Source organism: Flavobacterium sp. (assembly GCF_036741995.1).
Classification (GTDB): domain Bacteria; phylum Bacteroidota; class Bacteroidia; order Flavobacteriales; family Flavobacteriaceae; genus Flavobacterium.
Genome location: NZ_DAINRG010000002.1, coordinates 115,766 through 133,954, shown reverse-complemented (window position 1 = coordinate 133,954; position 18,189 = coordinate 115,766). Strand labels below are relative to the sequence as shown.

The 18,189-nt window shown below is 39.0% G+C and carries 13 protein-coding genes; 7 read left to right on the top strand and 6 right to left on the bottom strand.

Going from position 1 to position 18,189, the window contains the following annotated elements; genetic code table 11:
• Nucleotides 1-28: 28 nt before the first annotated feature.
• The 4 genes from V7D82_RS02020 to V7D82_RS02005 are packed head-to-tail and all read right to left on the bottom strand — an operon-like array spanning nt 29 to nt 6,644.
• Nucleotides 29-3,505, bottom strand: coding sequence for an efflux RND transporter permease subunit (locus V7D82_RS02020; RefSeq protein WP_333599303.1), 3,477 nt, complete (start codon nt 3,503-3,505; stop codon nt 29-31).
• Between the two features lie 21 nt (nt 3,506-3,526).
• Nucleotides 3,527-4,666, bottom strand: a complete 1,140-nt coding sequence (locus V7D82_RS02015) for an efflux RND transporter periplasmic adaptor subunit (protein ID WP_333599302.1) — start codon at nt 4,664-4,666, stop codon at nt 3,527-3,529.
• Between the two features lie 12 nt (nt 4,667-4,678).
• Nucleotides 4,679-6,025: a TolC family protein gene (locus tag V7D82_RS02010; protein ID WP_333599301.1), complete on the bottom strand. Its 1,347-nt coding sequence runs from the start codon at nt 6,023-6,025 to the stop codon at nt 4,679-4,681.
• Nucleotides 6,026-6,038: 13 nt separating this feature from the next.
• On the bottom strand, nt 6,039-6,644 hold the full coding sequence (locus V7D82_RS02005; protein WP_333599300.1) for a TetR/AcrR family transcriptional regulator: 606 nt from the start codon (nt 6,642-6,644) through the stop codon (nt 6,039-6,041).
• A gap of 180 nt (nt 6,645-6,824) precedes the next feature.
• Between V7D82_RS02005 and V7D82_RS02000 the strand changes: the two genes are divergently transcribed.
• On the top strand, nt 6,825-7,799 hold the full coding sequence (locus tag V7D82_RS02000; protein ID WP_333599299.1) for a polyprenyl synthetase family protein: 975 nt from the start codon (nt 6,825-6,827) through the stop codon (nt 7,797-7,799).
• The gene (locus V7D82_RS01995; protein WP_333599298.1) at nt 7,799-8,149 is read left to right on the top strand and encodes a hypothetical protein; all 351 of its coding nucleotides are present in this window, start codon (nt 7,799-7,801) and stop codon (nt 8,147-8,149) included. Before V7D82_RS02000 ends, V7D82_RS01995 begins: the two co-directional genes overlap by 1 nt.
• Here V7D82_RS01995 and V7D82_RS01990 read toward each other — a convergent pair.
• The gene (locus tag V7D82_RS01990; protein ID WP_333599297.1) at nt 8,133-8,681 is read right to left on the bottom strand and encodes a hypothetical protein; all 549 of its coding nucleotides are present in this window, start codon (nt 8,679-8,681) and stop codon (nt 8,133-8,135) included. The genes V7D82_RS01995 and V7D82_RS01990 overlap by 17 nt on opposite strands.
• A gap of 115 nt (nt 8,682-8,796) precedes the next feature.
• Between V7D82_RS01990 and V7D82_RS01985 the strand changes: the two genes are divergently transcribed.
• The 5 genes from V7D82_RS01985 (at nt 8,797) to V7D82_RS01965 (ending at nt 17,625) form a co-directional block, all read left to right on the top strand.
• Nucleotides 8,797-11,568 carry a 2-oxoglutarate dehydrogenase E1 component gene (locus V7D82_RS01985; protein ID WP_333599296.1) on the top strand — a complete coding sequence of 924 codons (2,772 nt, stop codon included), beginning with the start codon at nt 8,797-8,799 and terminating at the stop codon, nt 11,566-11,568.
• A gap of 99 nt (nt 11,569-11,667) precedes the next feature.
• On the top strand, nt 11,668-12,894 hold the full coding sequence (odhB, locus tag V7D82_RS01980; protein ID WP_333599295.1) for a 2-oxoglutarate dehydrogenase complex dihydrolipoyllysine-residue succinyltransferase: 1,227 nt from the start codon (nt 11,668-11,670) through the stop codon (nt 12,892-12,894).
• A 218-nt stretch (nt 12,895-13,112) separates the two neighbouring features.
• Nucleotides 13,113-14,819 (top strand): helix-turn-helix domain-containing protein, encoded by a 1,707-nt coding sequence (locus tag V7D82_RS01975; RefSeq protein ID WP_333599294.1) that lies wholly within the window; start codon nt 13,113-13,115, stop codon nt 14,817-14,819.
• 146 nt (nt 14,820-14,965) lie between these two features.
• Nucleotides 14,966-16,084 carry a hypothetical protein gene (locus V7D82_RS01970; RefSeq protein ID WP_333599293.1) on the top strand — a complete coding sequence of 373 codons (1,119 nt, stop codon included), beginning with the start codon at nt 14,966-14,968 and terminating at the stop codon, nt 16,082-16,084.
• A gap of 305 nt (nt 16,085-16,389) precedes the next feature.
• Complete coding sequence (locus V7D82_RS01965) at nt 16,390-17,625, top strand: TCR/Tet family MFS transporter (RefSeq protein ID WP_333599292.1); 1,236 nt, start codon at nt 16,390-16,392, stop codon at nt 17,623-17,625.
• Between the two features lie 11 nt (nt 17,626-17,636).
• Here V7D82_RS01965 and V7D82_RS01960 read toward each other — a convergent pair whose 3' ends face one another.
• Entirely contained in the window at nt 17,637-18,041 is a 405-nt protein-coding gene (locus V7D82_RS01960) for a hypothetical protein (protein ID WP_333599291.1), read from the bottom strand.
• Between the last annotated feature and the right edge of the window lie 148 nt (nt 18,042-18,189).

The window sequence follows — 18,189 nt, the reverse complement described above, 5'->3', positions numbered from 1 at the left end:
CTTTTTTTGTATCGCATTCGAAATTATGTTATGCTTCAACGGCATTTCTGTGATTTCTTCGGTCGCGCAACCAGTATTTAGTTCGTTTTACCAGGAAGAACATGACCGGTACCATTACTAAAGTCAATACAGTAGCATAAGTCAATCCAAAAATAATGGTCCAGGCTAACGGTGACCAGAAAATCACGTTATCACCACCCATGTATAAGTGAGGATTCAAATCGGTTACCAATCCGAAGAAGTCGAAATTCAATCCGATTGCCAATGGAATTAATCCCAATACAGCTGTCAACGCGGTTAACAATACCGGACGCAAACGCGATTTACCGCTTTCGATAATGACTTCTTTGATTTCGTCTAAAGTTAAATCGTCATGGCTTTCAACAGCTTTATCCGCTACTTTTTTGTCCAATAGTAAGACGAAGAAGTCCATCAATACGATTCCGTTCTTCACTACAATTCCCGCCAGCGAAATGATTCCCATCATCGTCATCAGAATGACAAAATCCATGTTGGCAATCACATAACCGTAGAAAACACCACTAAAACTCAGCAATACCGTAAATAAAATCACGATGGTTTTGGATACCGAATTAAACTGTAACACGATAATAATAGTAATACCAGCCATGGCTAGGAACAAAGCAAACATCAGGAAATTTTGATTTTTCCCTTGCTCTTCCTGCACACCCGAGAACGAATAGGTAATGCCTTTTGGTAACTGATAATTCTTTAATTCCGTACCAATTTGCTTAGTGATTTCGTCTCCGTTAAAACCAGTCAATACATTCGAATAAACGGTCAAAATACGTTTGTAGTTTTTTCGTTTGATTTGGTTATACGTATAAGTTTTCTCGGTTTGAGACACCGCAGAAATAGGGATTTGTACTATTTGGCCATTCCCTTGGTTTCTGAATGTCATCGATTGGTTGAACAACACGTTTTCGTTTTTGCGTTGGTCTTCCTGCATTCTGACTACAATGTTGTAATCGTCATCGCCTTCTTTAAAAGTTGAGATTTCCTGACCATAAACCGAACGACGCAAATTGAATCCTAACTGACCCGTGGTAACTCCGGCACTACCAGCATTTACCCGGTCAACCGTTACTTCCAATTCCGGACTTTCTTTATTGACATCAACGTTCAAACGTTCGATTCCCGGAATGTTTTTACTGTCAATATAGGCAATCATTTTATCGGCTTCTTTCAGCATCACATCATAATCAGCGCCCGCAGAACCGGTTAATTGAATACTGATAGGATATCCGGCTGGTGGCCCGTTGGCATCTTTTTCAACGGTAACTTTAGCTCCGGCAATTCCTTTTACCCGCGCCCGAATTTCATCTAAAACGTCCGAAGTATTGATGCCTCTTCTGAATTTGAATTCCGAAAAGTTCACAGTTACTTTTCCTTTAAAAGGGGTTTCCGAAGCAGAACCCGCATCCACATTTGGATTTCCGGCGCCAACTCCCACTTGGGAAACGATGCTTTCGGCCAAATAATTTTCACTGGTTTTTGGATCGATATATTTTTTCATGATATCGATGATTTGTTTTTCAACAAATAGAGTAGCCGTATTGGTTTTTTCAATGGAAGTTCCTTGCGGATATTCAATATAAGTGATTACCTGTCTCGGGATATTATCCGGGAAGAACAATACTTTTCTTGGGAAAGCCCCCAATAAAATTATCGATAAAAATAACATCGCAATAATTCCTCCTAAAGCCATCCAGGCATTTCTTCCTTTTAAGATTTTAGCCAAAAAGCGTTTGTATCGGTCTTCTAATCTTGGGAAGAAACTGTGTTGGAAATCCTGAGTCCATTGGTACATTTTCCATTTGTACAACCACATTAATCCTAATGAAATTAAGGATAAATGCCCAATAGCTCTGGCAAATGACGAATCGTTTACATTTCCGATGATGACAAAAATCAATCCGGTAATTCCGAAAATGATGCTGTAGGTTTTGGCCGATTTAGCGGTTACATTTCGATCTTCGATATCCATAGAACCACCGGTCATAGCGGCATTGATAACCATCGCCACAAATAAGGAAGCTCCTAAGGTTACCGAAAGCGTCATTGGGAAATAAATCATGAATTTACCCATGGTGCCCGGCCAAAGCGCGAACGGTAAGAACGCCATTAAGGTAGTAGCAGTTGAAGAAATTACCGGCCAGGCAATTTCCCCAATACCAATTTTGGAAGCCTGAACCCTTGGCATGCCCTTCTTCATGTTGGCAAATACGTTATCGACCACCACAATTCCGTCGTCAACCAGTAATCCTAGTCCCATTACCAATCCGAACAACACCATCGTGTTTAGTGTTAATCCGAAAGCGGAAAGTATCGTAAACGCCATCAGCATGGATAACGGTATCGCGGCTCCCACGAATAAGGAGTTTCGCAATCCCATCGTAAACATCAATACAATCATTACCAGCACAATTCCGAAAATGATGTGGTTGGACAATTCGTTTACTTGGTGTTCAACGCGGGAGGATTGGTCTCCGGTTAAGGCTAATTTCAAATCTTTTGGCAAATAATTTTCCTGAGCCAATTTGATTTTTTCTTTCACCTGTTCGATGGCGGAAATCATGTTTTGTCCCGAACGTTTTTTCACATTCAGCATCACTACTTCTTTGCCTTTTTCACGGGCGTAGGTCGTTTTTTCTTTTTCCTTAAACGAAACTTTGGCAATATCTTTCAGATAAACCGTTCCGCCATTGTGTTTTACAATAACGTTTTCCAGTTCAATCGGGTCTTTGATTTCACCGACAATACGGATGTTGTTGCGCGAACCTTGTGAAATTAAATTTCCACCGGAAATGGTCATGTTTTCATATTTCACGGCATTTTGAATATCGTCAAACGAAACCTGAGCCGCCGTCATTTTGAAAATATCTACGGCAATTTCTACTTCTTTGTCATCAACACCCAGGATGTCTACTTTTTTAACTTCCGGGATTTCTTCGATGTCATCCTGTAGTTTTTCGCCATAGCTTTTCAACTGTTGCGTGGTGTAGTTTCCTTTTAAATTGATGTTCAAAATCGGCACTTCTTCCGAAATGTTTAATTCGAAAACACTAGGTTCTACCTTACTGCCGTTGTCCAAATTAGGCCAATCGGTATCCGCTTTTACAATGTCAACTTTGTCTTTGATTTTGGTTTTGGCTTCTTCAATACCCACTTTGTCATCAAATTCAACGACTATCATCCCGTAATCCTGGAACGAACTAGCCGTTATTTTATCGACATGGCTGATGTTTTTGATTTCTTTTTCGAGCGGTTTGATGATTAACTTCTCGACATCTTCGGCTGAGTTTCCTGGGAAAACAGACGAAATGTATACTTTGTTTTCAATGATTTCCGGGAAATCTTCTCTAGGCATTGTGATGTAGGCCGTAAGCCCCATAACGACGATAAGCAGCGTTATGATGTATACGGTAACCCTATTGTCAACAGCCCAGCTTGATATACTGAATTCTTTACTTTGGTGACTCATTTTTTACTTTGGTTGGGTTGATTAGAAATTTAATTTCATTCCTTCCGAGATGCTATTCACACCTTCGGTTACGATAATGTCATTGGCCGCTACACCGCTTAAAATTTCGGTAACATTATCAGATGATTTTCCAACGGTTACTATTACTTTTTTAGCTTTTCCGGTTTTGCCGTTGCTACCTTCAACTGTGTACACATAGTGATTGCCATCGCCATCTTCCTGAACTACGTTCGTTGGAACAACTACCGCATTTTTATTGGTATAATCCACGATTTTTAATTTGGCCACTTGATTAGGTCTAAGTAAATTTTCCGGATTGGGAACACTTACTTCAATGCCAAAACTTCTGTTGTTCGGATTGATGAAATTACCCACCTGACGAACTTTTCCTTTATAGGTTTTGCCCAATGATGCTAAGAAAACATCTACTGTTGTACCCACTTTTAGTTTGCCGATGTACGTTTCAGGAACAGAAGTAGAGACATACATGTTGCTCAAATTCACAATTCGCATTAAACCTTGTGCACTTGGCGCCACTACTTGCCCTTTTTCTACAAAAACTTCATCGATGCTTCCGGTAAATGGAGCGCGGATAACGGTTTTAGCCAATTGGGCCTGAATTTGTGCTACGCCTTTTTGAGCCGAAACCATTTGGGTTTGCGCTTGTAAATATTGAATTTCAGAACCGATTTTTTTGTCCCAAAGATTTTTTTGTCTTTCGAAAGTCGTTTTTGCTAATGCATATTGATTTTGCGCGTTGGCCAATTGTTGGCTCATACCACCGTCATCAACGCGGCCTAAGATTTGTCCTTTAGCCACATGATCTCCGGCTTTAACGGTTAGCGAAGTTAATGTTCCGCTGAATTCCGGTTGTACCAAAATATTTTCTTTGGTATCAACACTTCCCTGAATGTCAAGATAGTGATTGAACAAAGTGTCTTTTACAGTAGCCACCGAAACCAAAGCCTCATCGGTTTTCACATCTAAAGTGGCTAAAGCTTCATCAATTTTGGTTACATCGGCCTGCAATGCAGCTTTCTTTTCCTGTAGTGCTTTTACGTTTTTGGCACTGATTAAGTCATCAATGTTTTCAGGCTTCTTCGCGTTCGAGCAAGACAGTAAAAACAGTGAAAATGCGGATAGGTATAGTATTTTTTTCATTGTTATATTGGATTAGTTTTTGTTTGTAATTTTTTCTAGAGCGGCTTTTTTGTTGATGATATTGACCATCGATTGTAAATAGTTTTGCTGAGCGGTGTACAATTGTCGTTGTGCTTCGCTGAAATCAAAACTGGAAGACAATCCTTCGGTAAATTTGATTTGTTGTTTTTTCTCAATACGCTCGGCCAAGTTCAGGTTGCTTTTGGAAGTCGCATATTCTTCGATACTGAATTCGTATTCGCTTTTGGCTTTTTCGTATTGCAATTTTAACTGTTGCTCGGTTTGCGTTAGTTGGGTTTTAGCTTGTTCGAAAGCAATTTTGGCTTGTTGTGTTTTGGCACTTCTTCCGAAACTACTAAAGATAGGCACACTCAGACTCACACCCAAGTTGGAAAATTTATTCCATTTTTGTTTGCTGTCGGCAAACGAAAAATCATTGGCAAACGAGTTGTAACCAAGGTTAACCGCCGCGGCAAGTGTTGGCAACGCTTTACTTCTTTGCAATTTTAATTCTAATGATTTTTGATCCTGAAAATTCGAAGCCATTTGATAACTGATGTTATTGGTTACTTCAAATCCGTTTTGGCCCAAAGCCATATCTAAGTTCGAAACCGTCAGATTATCCAATTTGTCAGTCAAGGTTAACTCGGAAGAAACATCAATTCCCAACGTGAATTTCAGCATCTTATTAGCCACATCTAACAATCTTTTGGTGTTGTTCAGATTACTTTCGATAGAAGCCAATGTAATTTGAAGCTGCTCCACATTTTCCTCTTCGATCAAACCGTTTTTATAGGTTTCCTGAGTGTCTGATAATGTTTTGGATAACGTGGCTTTGTTTTTTTCCAAAATGGCGATGCTTTCTTCTGCCAATAGCACATTTCCGTAGGCATTGATGACCATTTCTTTGATGTCTACATTGGTTTTTTGCTTCGCATTTTCATAGTACTTCAAATAGGTTTTAGAAGCCTGAAGAGCAACGATATAAGAACCGTCGAAAATCAGCTGGCTCAACGTCAGACTGGAAGTCATCGATTGTTTTGTGCCAAATGCTACCAAACTAATAGTATTAGGATCCGCGCTTGGATTAAATGCATTTCCGGAAATACCCTGCAAGGTAAAATCGAAATTGTTCAAATAACTGGCGCTGCCGCTAATTTGTGGTAATCCCGCTGCGGTGGTTTCCCATTTTTTCTGCTTGGCGGCATCAATATCCCGATTGGCATTGATGGCCGAGTAGTTGTTTTGCAGCGCATGATCAATGGCCTGTTGCAAACTAAACGAGTACGTTTGCTTTTGTTCCTGGGCCTGCAACATGCTTGCCATCAGGAGGAAGGTTAGTAAAATTTTGTTTTTCATAGAGTGATGATTGTTATTGATTATTGTTTTTGAGTAATTGTTCTAATACGGCAACACCTTTGGCGGTGCAAATGCCTCGCAAATGGTATTCTAGGTAGGTTTCCTGTACAACTTTGGTGCTGAATTGTATTGGGTTAAAAAGCTCGGCGTCTTTCAGGCTGGTCATTCCGGCAAAATAAAAGCGGCCGATTAATTCCAAATTCAAATCGTCTCGGAATAAACCTTGGTCAATTCCTTTTCTCAGATTGGCTATAACACAGTCGTCCATTTTGGCAAATTGCCGCGACATCAGAGTTTTGTGAATTTGAGGATAGTATTTTTGCAATTGGTAAATAGGCGAAGCGCTTTCGTTTTTTAAATTTCGCAACACAAAATCTTTGATGGTGAAAAGCTCTTCAATAGGATTTTGGTCCAAGGTCAATATTTCATCGATGCCACACGAAATGGTTTCGAATAAATTCATGGTCACGGCTTCGACCAAGTCATTTTTATTTTCAAAATGCTGGTAAATGGTTTTTTTGGAAATTCCCATTTTAGAAGCAATATCATCCATCGTAACACTCTTAAACCCGAATGTCAGATACATTTCTGTTGCTTTCGTTATAATCTTAGTATTCATTATCTGTTACATATTGCTGAATCTCAATAACTCAAGATTCTAAATTCTGGTGCAAATGTATGACGGAAACTTTTAACACAAAAATAGTTTCCAAAGTTTTTACATAAATTTAACATTTCGTTAAGACAAGACGTTTGTAATCCAAGGGGAATACCCTAAATTAGCCAAAAAATATTTTTCATGCACGCTATTGCACAGTATCAGGACCTAGTCTCGGCACATTTTAACTCCTTAACTTTTCAAAAAGAGCCAAACAATCTTTACGAGCCGATTCGGTATATTTTATCGCTTGGCGGCAAACGATTGCGACCTGTTTTGACGTTAATGGCCACGGAAGTTTTTGATGCTGATTGTCAAAAAGCATTAGCAGCAGCAACTGCTGTGGAGGTTTTTCACAATTTTTCGCTGATTCACGACGACATTATGGACGATGCGCCCTTGCGAAGAGGCAACGAAACAGTACATGAAAAATGGAACATCAATACCGGAATTCTTTCGGGCGATGCGATGCTGATTTTGGCATATCAGTTTTTTGAAAGTTATGAACCCGCAGTTTTTCAGGAATTGGCTAAATTGTTTAGCAAAACCGCTTTAGAAGTTTGCGAAGGCCAGCAATACGATGTCGATTTTGAAACGCGCGACGATGTAACCATTGCAGAATATCTGAAAATGATTGAATACAAAACGGCGGTATTAGTGGGAGCTGCCATGAAAATGGGAGCCATTGTGGCACAAACTTCCGAAGAAAATGCCAATGCTATTTATGATTTTGGTTTGAATTTAGGAATTGCGTTTCAGTTACAAGACGATTATTTAGACGCTTTTGGTGATCCGGAAACGTTTGGAAAACAAGTGGGTGGGGATATTATCGAAAACAAAAAAACCTATTTGTATCTCAAGGCGATGGAGTTTGCCAAGCCCGATGAGAAAGAACAATTACTGCATTTGTTCTCCATCCAACCCAATGACAATACAGATAAAATCGATTCGGTAAAAGAAATTTTTAACCAAACCGGAGCTAGTGAAACGACGCAAACAGCCATTCAGGACTATACTTTCAAAGCGTTTGAAACCTTAGAAAAAATGCAAATTGAGGAGGATAAAAAAACGATTTTGAAAGCTTTTGGTGAGAATTTAATGAAACGAAACGTCTAATGTTTGTTGCACCAATCAATACAGATTTGTTACTTTCGGAAGCCGAAAAGGAAAACCTGTACTCAAAACTCATTGAGCAAATCAACAAGGATTTCAACTTTGCCAACGAACCGATTGACTTTCCGCAAAGTACTTCTCCACACGAATTGAAAGTACAATTGCACGAAAAAATATACCGCTTAATTCAATACAGGTTTGCTGAATATTTAAACCTGTTATACATCATTGACGTGCCCGAAGAAACCGTGAAACAGCTTGACGGCTCTGACTTGGTAGAGCTTTCCGAACAAGTGTCTTTTTTGATTTTAAAAAGAGAATGGATGAAAGTATGGTTTAGAAATAAACTCTGATAAAAGGCATAAACGCATCGCCATAAACATCTTTATTTTTATCGAATAACAAGTTGAATCGCGCGCCAATCGTGACATTGTCAGCCCGATAACCGGCACCCACATACAAGCCAGTATTCCAAAAACTTTTCTTGAAATTGCCATCCGTAAACACATAAGTGTTGTTGACATGCATTTCTTCCAATTCCAGCGAAAGCTGAATTTCTTCAATAGGATTGAATAAACCGATAAGGCTGCCACCAATCATATTTGAATTATAGTAATTTTTTTGTTTTAAATGGCTGTATTGAAATCCGGTACCTAACGCAAATTGGTCGTTAAAATTATAAATGGCACTTGGCGCAATAGTAATATCGGTATAATCATTACCGGCGCTTACCCCAAAAACACCACCAAACTGAACATTGTCCCAAAAGGCTCCGGTTTTGGCTTTTGGTAACGGTTTTTCTTGGGATAAAACGGTTTGTGAAATCCCCAAAAGGAGCAGCAATAGTAAAAAGGGTGTAAAATCTTGAATCGTATTCTTTTTCATCTAAAGTAGAGAGTTAAATTAGCGTTATAAATGTACTAAAAACATTGAAAGATTATTACAAATATCATACTTTTGCATTTGATTTTTTAATACAAAGATTATTTACTCGTAAGATATGGATAGGTTTTCCTTTTTAAACGCAGCACACACCGAATTTTTTGCCGATTTATACGAACAGTACCTTCAAAATCCCGATAGCGTAGAGCCAAGCTGGAGAGCCTTTTTTCAAGGGTTTGACTTTGGAATGACGACCTATACTGAAGAAAATGCCGCACAACAAATGGTTGATGCTATTAACGGCAATCAGGATTGTAGTATCGTGTCGGATAAATTACAAAAAGAGTTCAACGTATTGAAACTGATTGATGGTTACAGAACCCGCGGACATCTTTTTACCGAGACCAATCCCGTTCGTACCAGAAGATCTTCAACACCAACTTTAGATTTAGAAAACTTCGGACTTTCTGCTGCCGATTTGAATACGACTTTTGATGCCGCTAAAATATTAGGACACAAACCGGAAACACTTCAGCAAATATTAAACCATCTCAAAAACGTGTATTGCCAGCACATTGGTATCGAATACATGTACATGCGAAATCCGGAAGTGATTCAATGGATTCAGGATAAATTGAATGTAAACGATAATCTTCCTAACTTCAATAACGACCAAAAGAAACATATTTTAGGAAAACTAAACGAAGCAGTTTCGTTTGAGAATTTCCTGCATACCAAATACGTGGGACAAAAGCGTTTCTCACTCGAAGGTGGCGAAAGTATCATCCCGGCGTTAGACGCTTTGATTGAAACGGCAGCCGAAAAAGGCGTAGAGCATTTCGTAATGGGAATGGCTCACCGCGGAAGATTGAACGTGTTAGCCAATATTTTTGGCAAAGCTACCCAAGATATTTTCTCCGAATTTGACGGAAAAGATTACGATAAAGAATATTTCGACGGTGACGTGAAATACCATTTGGGATTAACCGCCGAAAGAAAAACCAAATCGGGCAAAAAAATCAACATCAATTTGGCACCGAATCCCTCTCACTTAGAGACTGTAGGAGCCGTGATTGAAGGCATTACCCGTGCCAAACAAGACAAGCATTTCCCCGAAGATTTCTCGAAAGTATTGCCTATCGCCGTTCACGGGGATGCCGCAGTAGCTGGGCAAGGAATCGTATATGAAATTGTGCAAATGGCGCAATTAGACGGGTACAAAACCGGAGGAACGATTCATATCGTTATCAATAACCAAGTTGGATTTACGACCAATTATTTAGATGCCCGTTCGTCAACGTATTGTACGGATGTGGCCAAAGTGACTTTGTCGCCGGTACTTCACGTGAATTCGGATGATGCCGAAGCGGTGGTTCACGCGATGCTTTTTGCATTGGATTTCCGCATGCAATTCGGTCGCGATGTATTCATCGATTTATTGGGCTACAGAAAATACGGCCACAACGAAGGCGATGAACCGCGTTTTACACAACCGCTTTTATACAAATTGATTGCGCGTCACAAAAATCCGAGAGATATTTACTCAGAGAAATTAATCACTGCCGGAATTGTTGATGCGGCTTATCTGACCAAAATAGAAAACGATTATAAAGAAAACCTGGATGAAAACCTCCAGGCTTCCCGCAAAAAAGATTTGACCATTATCAAGCCTTTCATGCAGGACGAATGGCAAGGATTTGTACAGGTGTCGGATGATGAAATGCTGAAAAAAGTAGACACGACTTTCGATAAAAAGAAATTAGACGAAATCATCGTTTCGGTTTCGACTTTGCCATCGGATAAAAAATTCATCAGCAAGATTTCCAAAATTGTTACCGATAGAAAAACAATGTACGATAATGACGTCATCGATTGGGGAACGGCAGAAACCTTGGCGTATGGCTCATTGTTGACCGAAGGTTATGATATTCGTGTTTCCGGACAAGATGTGGAAAGAGGAACATTCTCGCACCGTCATGCCGTAGTAAAAGTAGAAGACAGCGAAGAAGAAGTAATCCTGTTAAACACCGTAAAAGGCAAAAAAGGAAAATTCAACATCTTCAATTCGTTGCTTTCTGAATATGGCGTTTTAGGATTTGATTATGGCTATGCCTTAGCCAATCCGAATGCGTTAACGATTTGGGAAGCCCAGTTTGGGGATTTCTCTAACGGTGCCCAAATCATGATTGACCAATACATTTCGTGTGGCGAAGACAAATGGAATAACCAAAACGGAATCGTTCTTTTGTTGCCTCACGGTTATGAAGGACAAGGAGCTGAGCACTCTTCGGCACGTATGGAGCGTTACTTACAACTGTGTGCCAAACACAATATGTTCGTGGCCGATTGTACAACGCCGGCGAATTTCTTCCACTTGTTGAGAAGACAAATGAAAACCAAATTCCGCAAACCATTGGTAGTATTCTCACCAAAAAGTTTGTTGCGTCACCCGTTATGCGTTTCCACTCGAGAGGACTTGTACAAAGGGCAGTTCCAGGAAGTGATTGACGATCAATCCATCGACAAGAAAAAAGTAAAAACAGTCGTTTTCTGTACCGGAAAATTCTATTACGATATCTTAGCTGAAAGAGAAATTCAAAAGAGAAATGACGTAGCTTTGGTACGCATCGAGCAGTTATTCCCGTTGCCGGTAGAGCAATTGAAAACCGTGATTGCCAGTTATCCGAATGCTGACGATTTCGTTTGGGCACAGGAAGAACCAAAAAACATGGGCGCTTACAGCTATATGTTGATGAATTTCGATTTGGTAAAATGGAGATTGGCTTCGTTAAAAGCCTACGCAGCACCAGCCGCAGGAAGTCATACACGTGACAGAAGAAGACATGCCGATGCCATCAGAATGGTATTTGACAAGAATTTGTTCCGATAATTAGGAGCTGTTTCCCGCTTTCCGCGCTACATGGTAGCCAGCTGCAATCGGGGCTAGAAAAAAAGAAGAAACAAGAACAACACTATAAAATTATAAACGATGATTTTAGAAATGAAAGTCCCTTCACCGGGCGAATCGATAAAAGAAGTAGAAATTGCAACTTGGCTGGTAAAAGACGGCGATTATGTAGAAAAAGACCAAGCCATTGCTGAGGTGGATTCTGATAAAGCTACGCTAGAGTTACCAGCAGAAGCCAGTGGTATCATTACGCTAAAAGCCGAAGAAGGCGATGCAGTAGCCGTTGGTGCTGTAGTTTGTTTAATCGATACTGATGCTGCCAAACCAAGTGGTGCTGCTCCTGCAGTTGCCGAAGTAAAAGCGGAAGCTCCAAAGGCGGAAGAGAAAAAAGTGGAAGCACCGAAAGCAGCTCCGGTTGCCGCGACTACTTATGCTGCTCAAACACCATCACCGGCAGCTAAGAAAATATTAGACGAAAAAAACATCCAACCTGTTGACGTTGTCGGAACAGGAAGAGAAGGCAGAATCACCAAAGATGATGCGGTAAATGCGGTGCCATCTATGGGAACTCCAACCGGAGGTAACCGTGGTTCGGAAAGAACCAAATTATCGATGTTGCGTCGTAAAGTAGCGGAACGTCTAGTAGCTGCGAAAAACGAAACCGCCATGTTGACTACGTTCAATGAAGTGGATATGACCAATATTTACGCGTTGCGTGACCAATACAAAGAAGAATTTAAAGCGAAACACGGTTTAGGATTAGGCTTTATGTCGTTCTTTACCAAAGCGGTAACTCGTGCGTTACAATTATATCCTGATGTAAACTCTATGATTGACGGTCAGGAGAAAATCTCTTATAATTTCTGTGATATTTCAGTAGCGGTTTCAGGACCAAAAGGGTTGATGGTACCGGTAATGCGAAGTGCAGAAACCTTGTCTTTCCGTGGTGTGGAAGCCGAAATCAAACGTTTAGCTTTGCGTGCCCGTGACGGACAAATTACCGTTGATGAAATGACTGGCGGAACGTTCACCATTTCTAACGGAGGTGTTTTCGGAAGTATGTTGAGTACGCCAATTATCAATCCACCACAATCAGGAATTTTAGGAATGCACAATGTGGTGGAAAGACCTATCGTAAGAAACGGTCAAATCGTTATCGCTCCGGTAATGTTTGTGGCTTTGTCTTATGATCACAGAATTATCGACGGTCGTGAATCCGTTGGATTCTTAGTGGCTGTGAAAGAAGCGTTGGAAAACCCAGTTGCAATTTTGATGGATAACAATCCTAAGAAAGCTTTAGAGCTCTAGGATTTCTACCTGCCTCGGATGAGGCGCCTATATATGTAATCCCGTCTTGTTGTTAACGAGACGGGATTTTTTTAAGCAAAAAGGTTTCGTTTAAATTTAAAAAGTGAAGTGCAAATAATAAAAAACTATTCTTATTAGGGATTTATTAAAATAACTATAGGTTATTATTTATTTTAGCGCCTTAAATTTTTTTAGCAGCGTTTTTCAGTTTTTTCAACATGTATAAAATCATCTATTATTTTATAATTTTATTATCCTTTTCTTCAGCTTTTGCTCAGGAATTAAACGAGGCTGAAATTAAAAGAACCCGAAGCATACAAGAAAATCTCATTTCAAATCCTGATCAAGCTTATGCTGAAGCTTTGGAAATGAGTAATGCTAAAAACGAATTGGTTCGTTTTTTCGGCAACTATTATGTCGCCAATTACTTCTATAATAAATCCGAGTTTGCTCATTCCAAGCAACTTCTTCTGGCACTTTTAAAAAATATAGAAAAAAGTGATGTTCCCAAATCAAGCCAAGTTTACCATGACTTGATGGGCATGTGTGTCAACAAACTTTTTTATATCCATAAGAATTTGGGAGAGTATGACATGGCCTTGTTTTATCTTGATAAATATAAAAACCGTTTACCAAACAATCGTTTTAACGAACAATATGGCTTAGTAAAAGTGGCTATGGGTGATTTTGTCAACGGCATTGCTTTGTTGAAGCGTGAATTAAAGACATCACCACACCGAAAATTAGGTGTAGGTGAAAAAAAAGTAATGAATAAAAAATTATTTGCAGATAAATACAACTTCATTGGCGAAGCCTACCAACAGTACTATATTCAGTCCAAAAAAGTGGTGTTTTTGGATTCTGCCAATTATTACTTTAAGGCAGCCGCAACGATGCTGTTACAAGATAATTTTTTTCCAGACTACACCCAAGCATTATTGTACATGCGTGAAGCAAAAAGTGCTGCTTTAGCAGAGGATTACAACAAATCATTGTCTTTGTACAGAAAGGGGAAAAAGTATACGGTTATTCAGGATAACATAAGAACAGTACAGTTATTTGATTTGGGGATGGCCGATTGTTTCTATCATGTAAGGCAAATTGATTCTGCCTTTTTCTATTGTAAAAAATATATAAAGAGTTATCGGATAACTAAAGTTTCCAAAGAAAATCTATTGATGGCCTATAACATAATGACCCAATGTTACAGTGCCAAAAATGACAATAAGAATGCTTATCTGTACGCCCAAAAAAGTCTAGTCTTAATTCGATCCATAGAAGGCATAAAAAATAAATCTATAAATTTTCTGCACAACTATGACTTAAATATTATAAAAGAAGAATCTAATAAAATTATAGCTTCTAAGAATTATTTTAAAATTTCCCTTTTTAGTATCTTGATTGTTTTAGGGATAGTTGTTTTTAGTTTTTATTATTATTACAAGCATCAGAAAGAAAAGCATTATCGGTTTTTAAAAATTATTCAAAACCTGAAAGAATCTAAAGCCTCAGGGATTAATAAAACACAAATCAATACCACTGAAGCACCAACAAAACAAATAATTGACGAGGAGCTTATTCAGAAATTGACCTTAGGGTTAAAAAAATTAGAGCAGAAAGAAGTTTTCTTAGATCCGAATTTCAAGTTGGCTTTTGTGGCCAAAAAATTAAATACCAATACCGCTTATTTATCGCAATACTTCAATCAGGTTATGCAAAAATCTTTTTCGGAATACACCCAAGAACTGCGCATTCATTATGTACTTCAAAAGTTAGTTGACGCACCCTATTTCCGAAAATATACGTTGCAAGCTATAGCCGAAGAAGTGGGATATAAAGATGCCAATACGCTGGTTCGCGTTTTTAAAAAGCAAACCGGCCTTTCTCCCAATTATTACATTGAAAAGTTGAAAAACACAGAGTAAGTATTTAAAAATCAAAAAAATACACCTTATTTAAGCTGCCGATTATTTATAAATAGTCCAATAGATAAATTGTTCCGGTAGCACATTCCTCCTAGTTTTGGCCAGAAATCAAATCAAAATTTAAATTTTTGGAAAACTAAAGTAAGATGAAAAAAAAAGGTATTCTTCTGGGATTAGTATTGTTCTCTTTTTTGACTACTAATGCTCAATTATTAAACAAAATTATCAAAGCCAAAAACACAGCCAATCAAGCATCTGAGGTGGTAGAGACTGTGGAGAAAGGAAAAGAAGCAGTAAAAGGAGGCAAAAAGAAAAAAGGGAGCAGTGGTTCAGCCGGTTTGAAACTTGACTGGACTATGTTCAAACAAACGCCGGCTGTAACGTTTAACTCGCTTCTTTACGGAACAGGTTCTAGTCCTGGATTAATAAATAGTTACACGGCCACTTTTATTCCCAATAAAACGGTTGACGGAAGAACAGTAAATGCCTTTGCCGATCAGTCGGAGTATTTAAGAATCAAGGTATACAAGGACGGTCAATACATGAACTATTTTGAATATTCCGGAGACCAAGTTTTTGATGACGGCAAGAAGACCAAGTTCAATGAGCCAAGTAGTCGTTACCAACGTGATGGGGAATGGGTAGGACATTCGGAATCATTTATAACCGACTGGGGTCCCGGAAATTACCGATTGGATTTTTATGCCGGCGATAAAATGTTTTATGCATTCGATTTTGAATTGGTTAAATTGACCAATAATGATCCTTATGCAACGATGAATGAAATGTATGTGGTTCGTGGCCCATGGAATAATTTTGCCTACATGCAATATGCCGATACCGGTAATTTGGTGTTTGGCTATTACATCACACACGAAGAGTTTAAGCCAAATCCGGCTAACAGCGCCAAGACCAACAAGAGCGTAAAGTGGAGTGTGAAAATGTTCAAAGACAACAAATTGTTTGCTCAAAATTATGGAAACGGACCGAGTACAGCTCAGGTAGAACAAGCCAAATGGAACGAGGTTTCGTGTGCGTTTAAAAGAGTGGACAAACCGGGCGAAATTAAATTTGCAGATCTTGCAGATGGAGCTTATAAAGTGGAACTTACTATTGAAGGGGAAGCCAAACCGAGAATCTACAAGTTTGATGTAAAGGATAAAAGAATCGTTCAAATTCCGGAACAGGACAGAACTAAAAATACCGATCCAACAAGACTCATTGAAGGATGGAATGACTTTTTTTGGATGAAATTGGAGAAGTAGTCAGTAGCATTAAACAAACCATTAGTGTTACTATGGCTAATGATTATTTCAGTTGAAAAATCATAAAGCTTGTTTACTATTCATAATAATTGTGGTTAGCGACCCGACTGAAAATGTCGGGTTTTGCTTTTTTAATAGGTTGATATGGCTTTTGAAGTTTCTACCCGTTACCTGTATATTTAAAATTCCGTTTGGTCTTCTAATCGGGATTTTTCGTTTATTTGCATACTGCGTGAGTGATGGGAGCAAGTACCGTGTACTGCGGACAGCACGACCCCGAAGGGGGCACGCCCAAAAACTACTCTATGAAAAAAAACCAAAAACAGGCGGCGATAGGATTTATTTTTATCACGATGCTTATCGATATTACGGGTTGGGGAATTATCATTCCGGTGATTCCCAAATTAATCAAAGAACTCATACATGCTGATATCAGTGAAGCGGCAAAATATGGCGGCTGGCTTACGTTTGCTTATGCCATCACGCAGTTTCTTTGTGCACCGTTGATAGGGAATTTGAGTGATAAGTACGGAAGACGTCCTATTATTTTAATTTCGCTTTTTGCTTTTGCATTGGATTATTTGTTACTGGCTTTCTCACCAACGATTGCCTGGTTGTTTTTAGGAAGAATCATAGCCGGAGTGACTGGTGCCAGTATTACAACGGCTTCAGCGTATATAGCCGATGTGAGTACACCAGAAAACAGAGCTAAAAACTTCGGAATGATTGGGGCTGCGTTTGGTTTAGGATTTATAATTGGTCCGGTTATAGGAGGATTACTGGGGCAATTTGGTTCGCGTGTGCCGTTTTATGCAGCGGCGGTTTTGTGTATGTTGAACTTTTTATATGGCTATTTCATTTTGCCCGAATCGTTGCCCAAAAAGAACCGCAGGGAATTTGAATGGAAACGCGCTAACCCCATTGGAGCCTTACTTAATTTAAAAAAATATCCATCACTGATTGGATTGATTTTAGCGGTTTTTCTTTTGTATGTAGGAGGGCACGCGGTGCAGAGTAACTGGAGTTTCTTTACCATGTACCGTTTCCATTGGGATGAAAAAATGGTGGGCATTTCATTAGGTGCTGTGGGGCTTTTGGTCGGAATTGTGCAGGGTGGCTTGATTCGTTGGACAAGTCCAAGACTGGGGAATGAAAAAAGTATTTACATCGGTTTGGCGCTATACACTATCGGAATGTTGCTCTTTGCCTTTGCTACAGAAAGTTGGATGATGTTTGTTTTTTTAATTCCGTATTGCCTGGGAGGTATTGCCGGCCCTGCATTGCAATCGGTGATTTCAGAGAAAGTACCACCCAATGAACAAGGCGAAATTCAAGGAACTTTGGCTAGTTTAATGAGTGCTTCCGCTATTGTCGGACCGCCGATGATGACTAATGTTTTTTACTTTTTTACCCATAAAGACGCTCCGTTTCAACTACCAGGTGCTCCATTTATACTGGGAAGTTTCCTGATGTTAATCAGTACACTCATTGCTTATTTTTCTTTCCACAACAGAAAAAAAAATCCTGCTATCGGTGATTAGCAGGATTTTAATTATCTCACGATTTTCATTAATTTTACCGTTACCGGGAGATACATGTTGCTCTCGATATTGTTAATGGTTTGTGTGGCAAAATAAATTTTTCTGTCTTGTAAATAAGTTTGAGGGGATAATAAAATTCTACTATCAGTTATATCGGGACTAAATAAAACACCATTGTCAATTTCGGGTGTTTCGGATAATGAATAATCAAATCTATACCACTTAATGTTTTCACCATAAACATGAAGATCACTTACTGTAGAACCCAAAGGGAGTACTTGCATTCTGTCGCCCGATGGGGCTTTTGGAGTCAAAGATGCCAAATTCGAGTTGGAATTTGCATCATCATTGCTGCATCCTAATAGTAAAAAAGCTATTAACAATGCAATGCTGAAAAATGTAATTTTTGCTTTCATTGTACATTGTGTTAGATTATCAAACAAAATTAAACATTAAAAAAACAAGTGGTTTTTATTCTAGGAGTTTAACAACAATTTAAGTTATTAACACGTTGATACTTATAAACTAAGAGGAATGTAGCTCCAAAAATGAAGTAACAGGAAG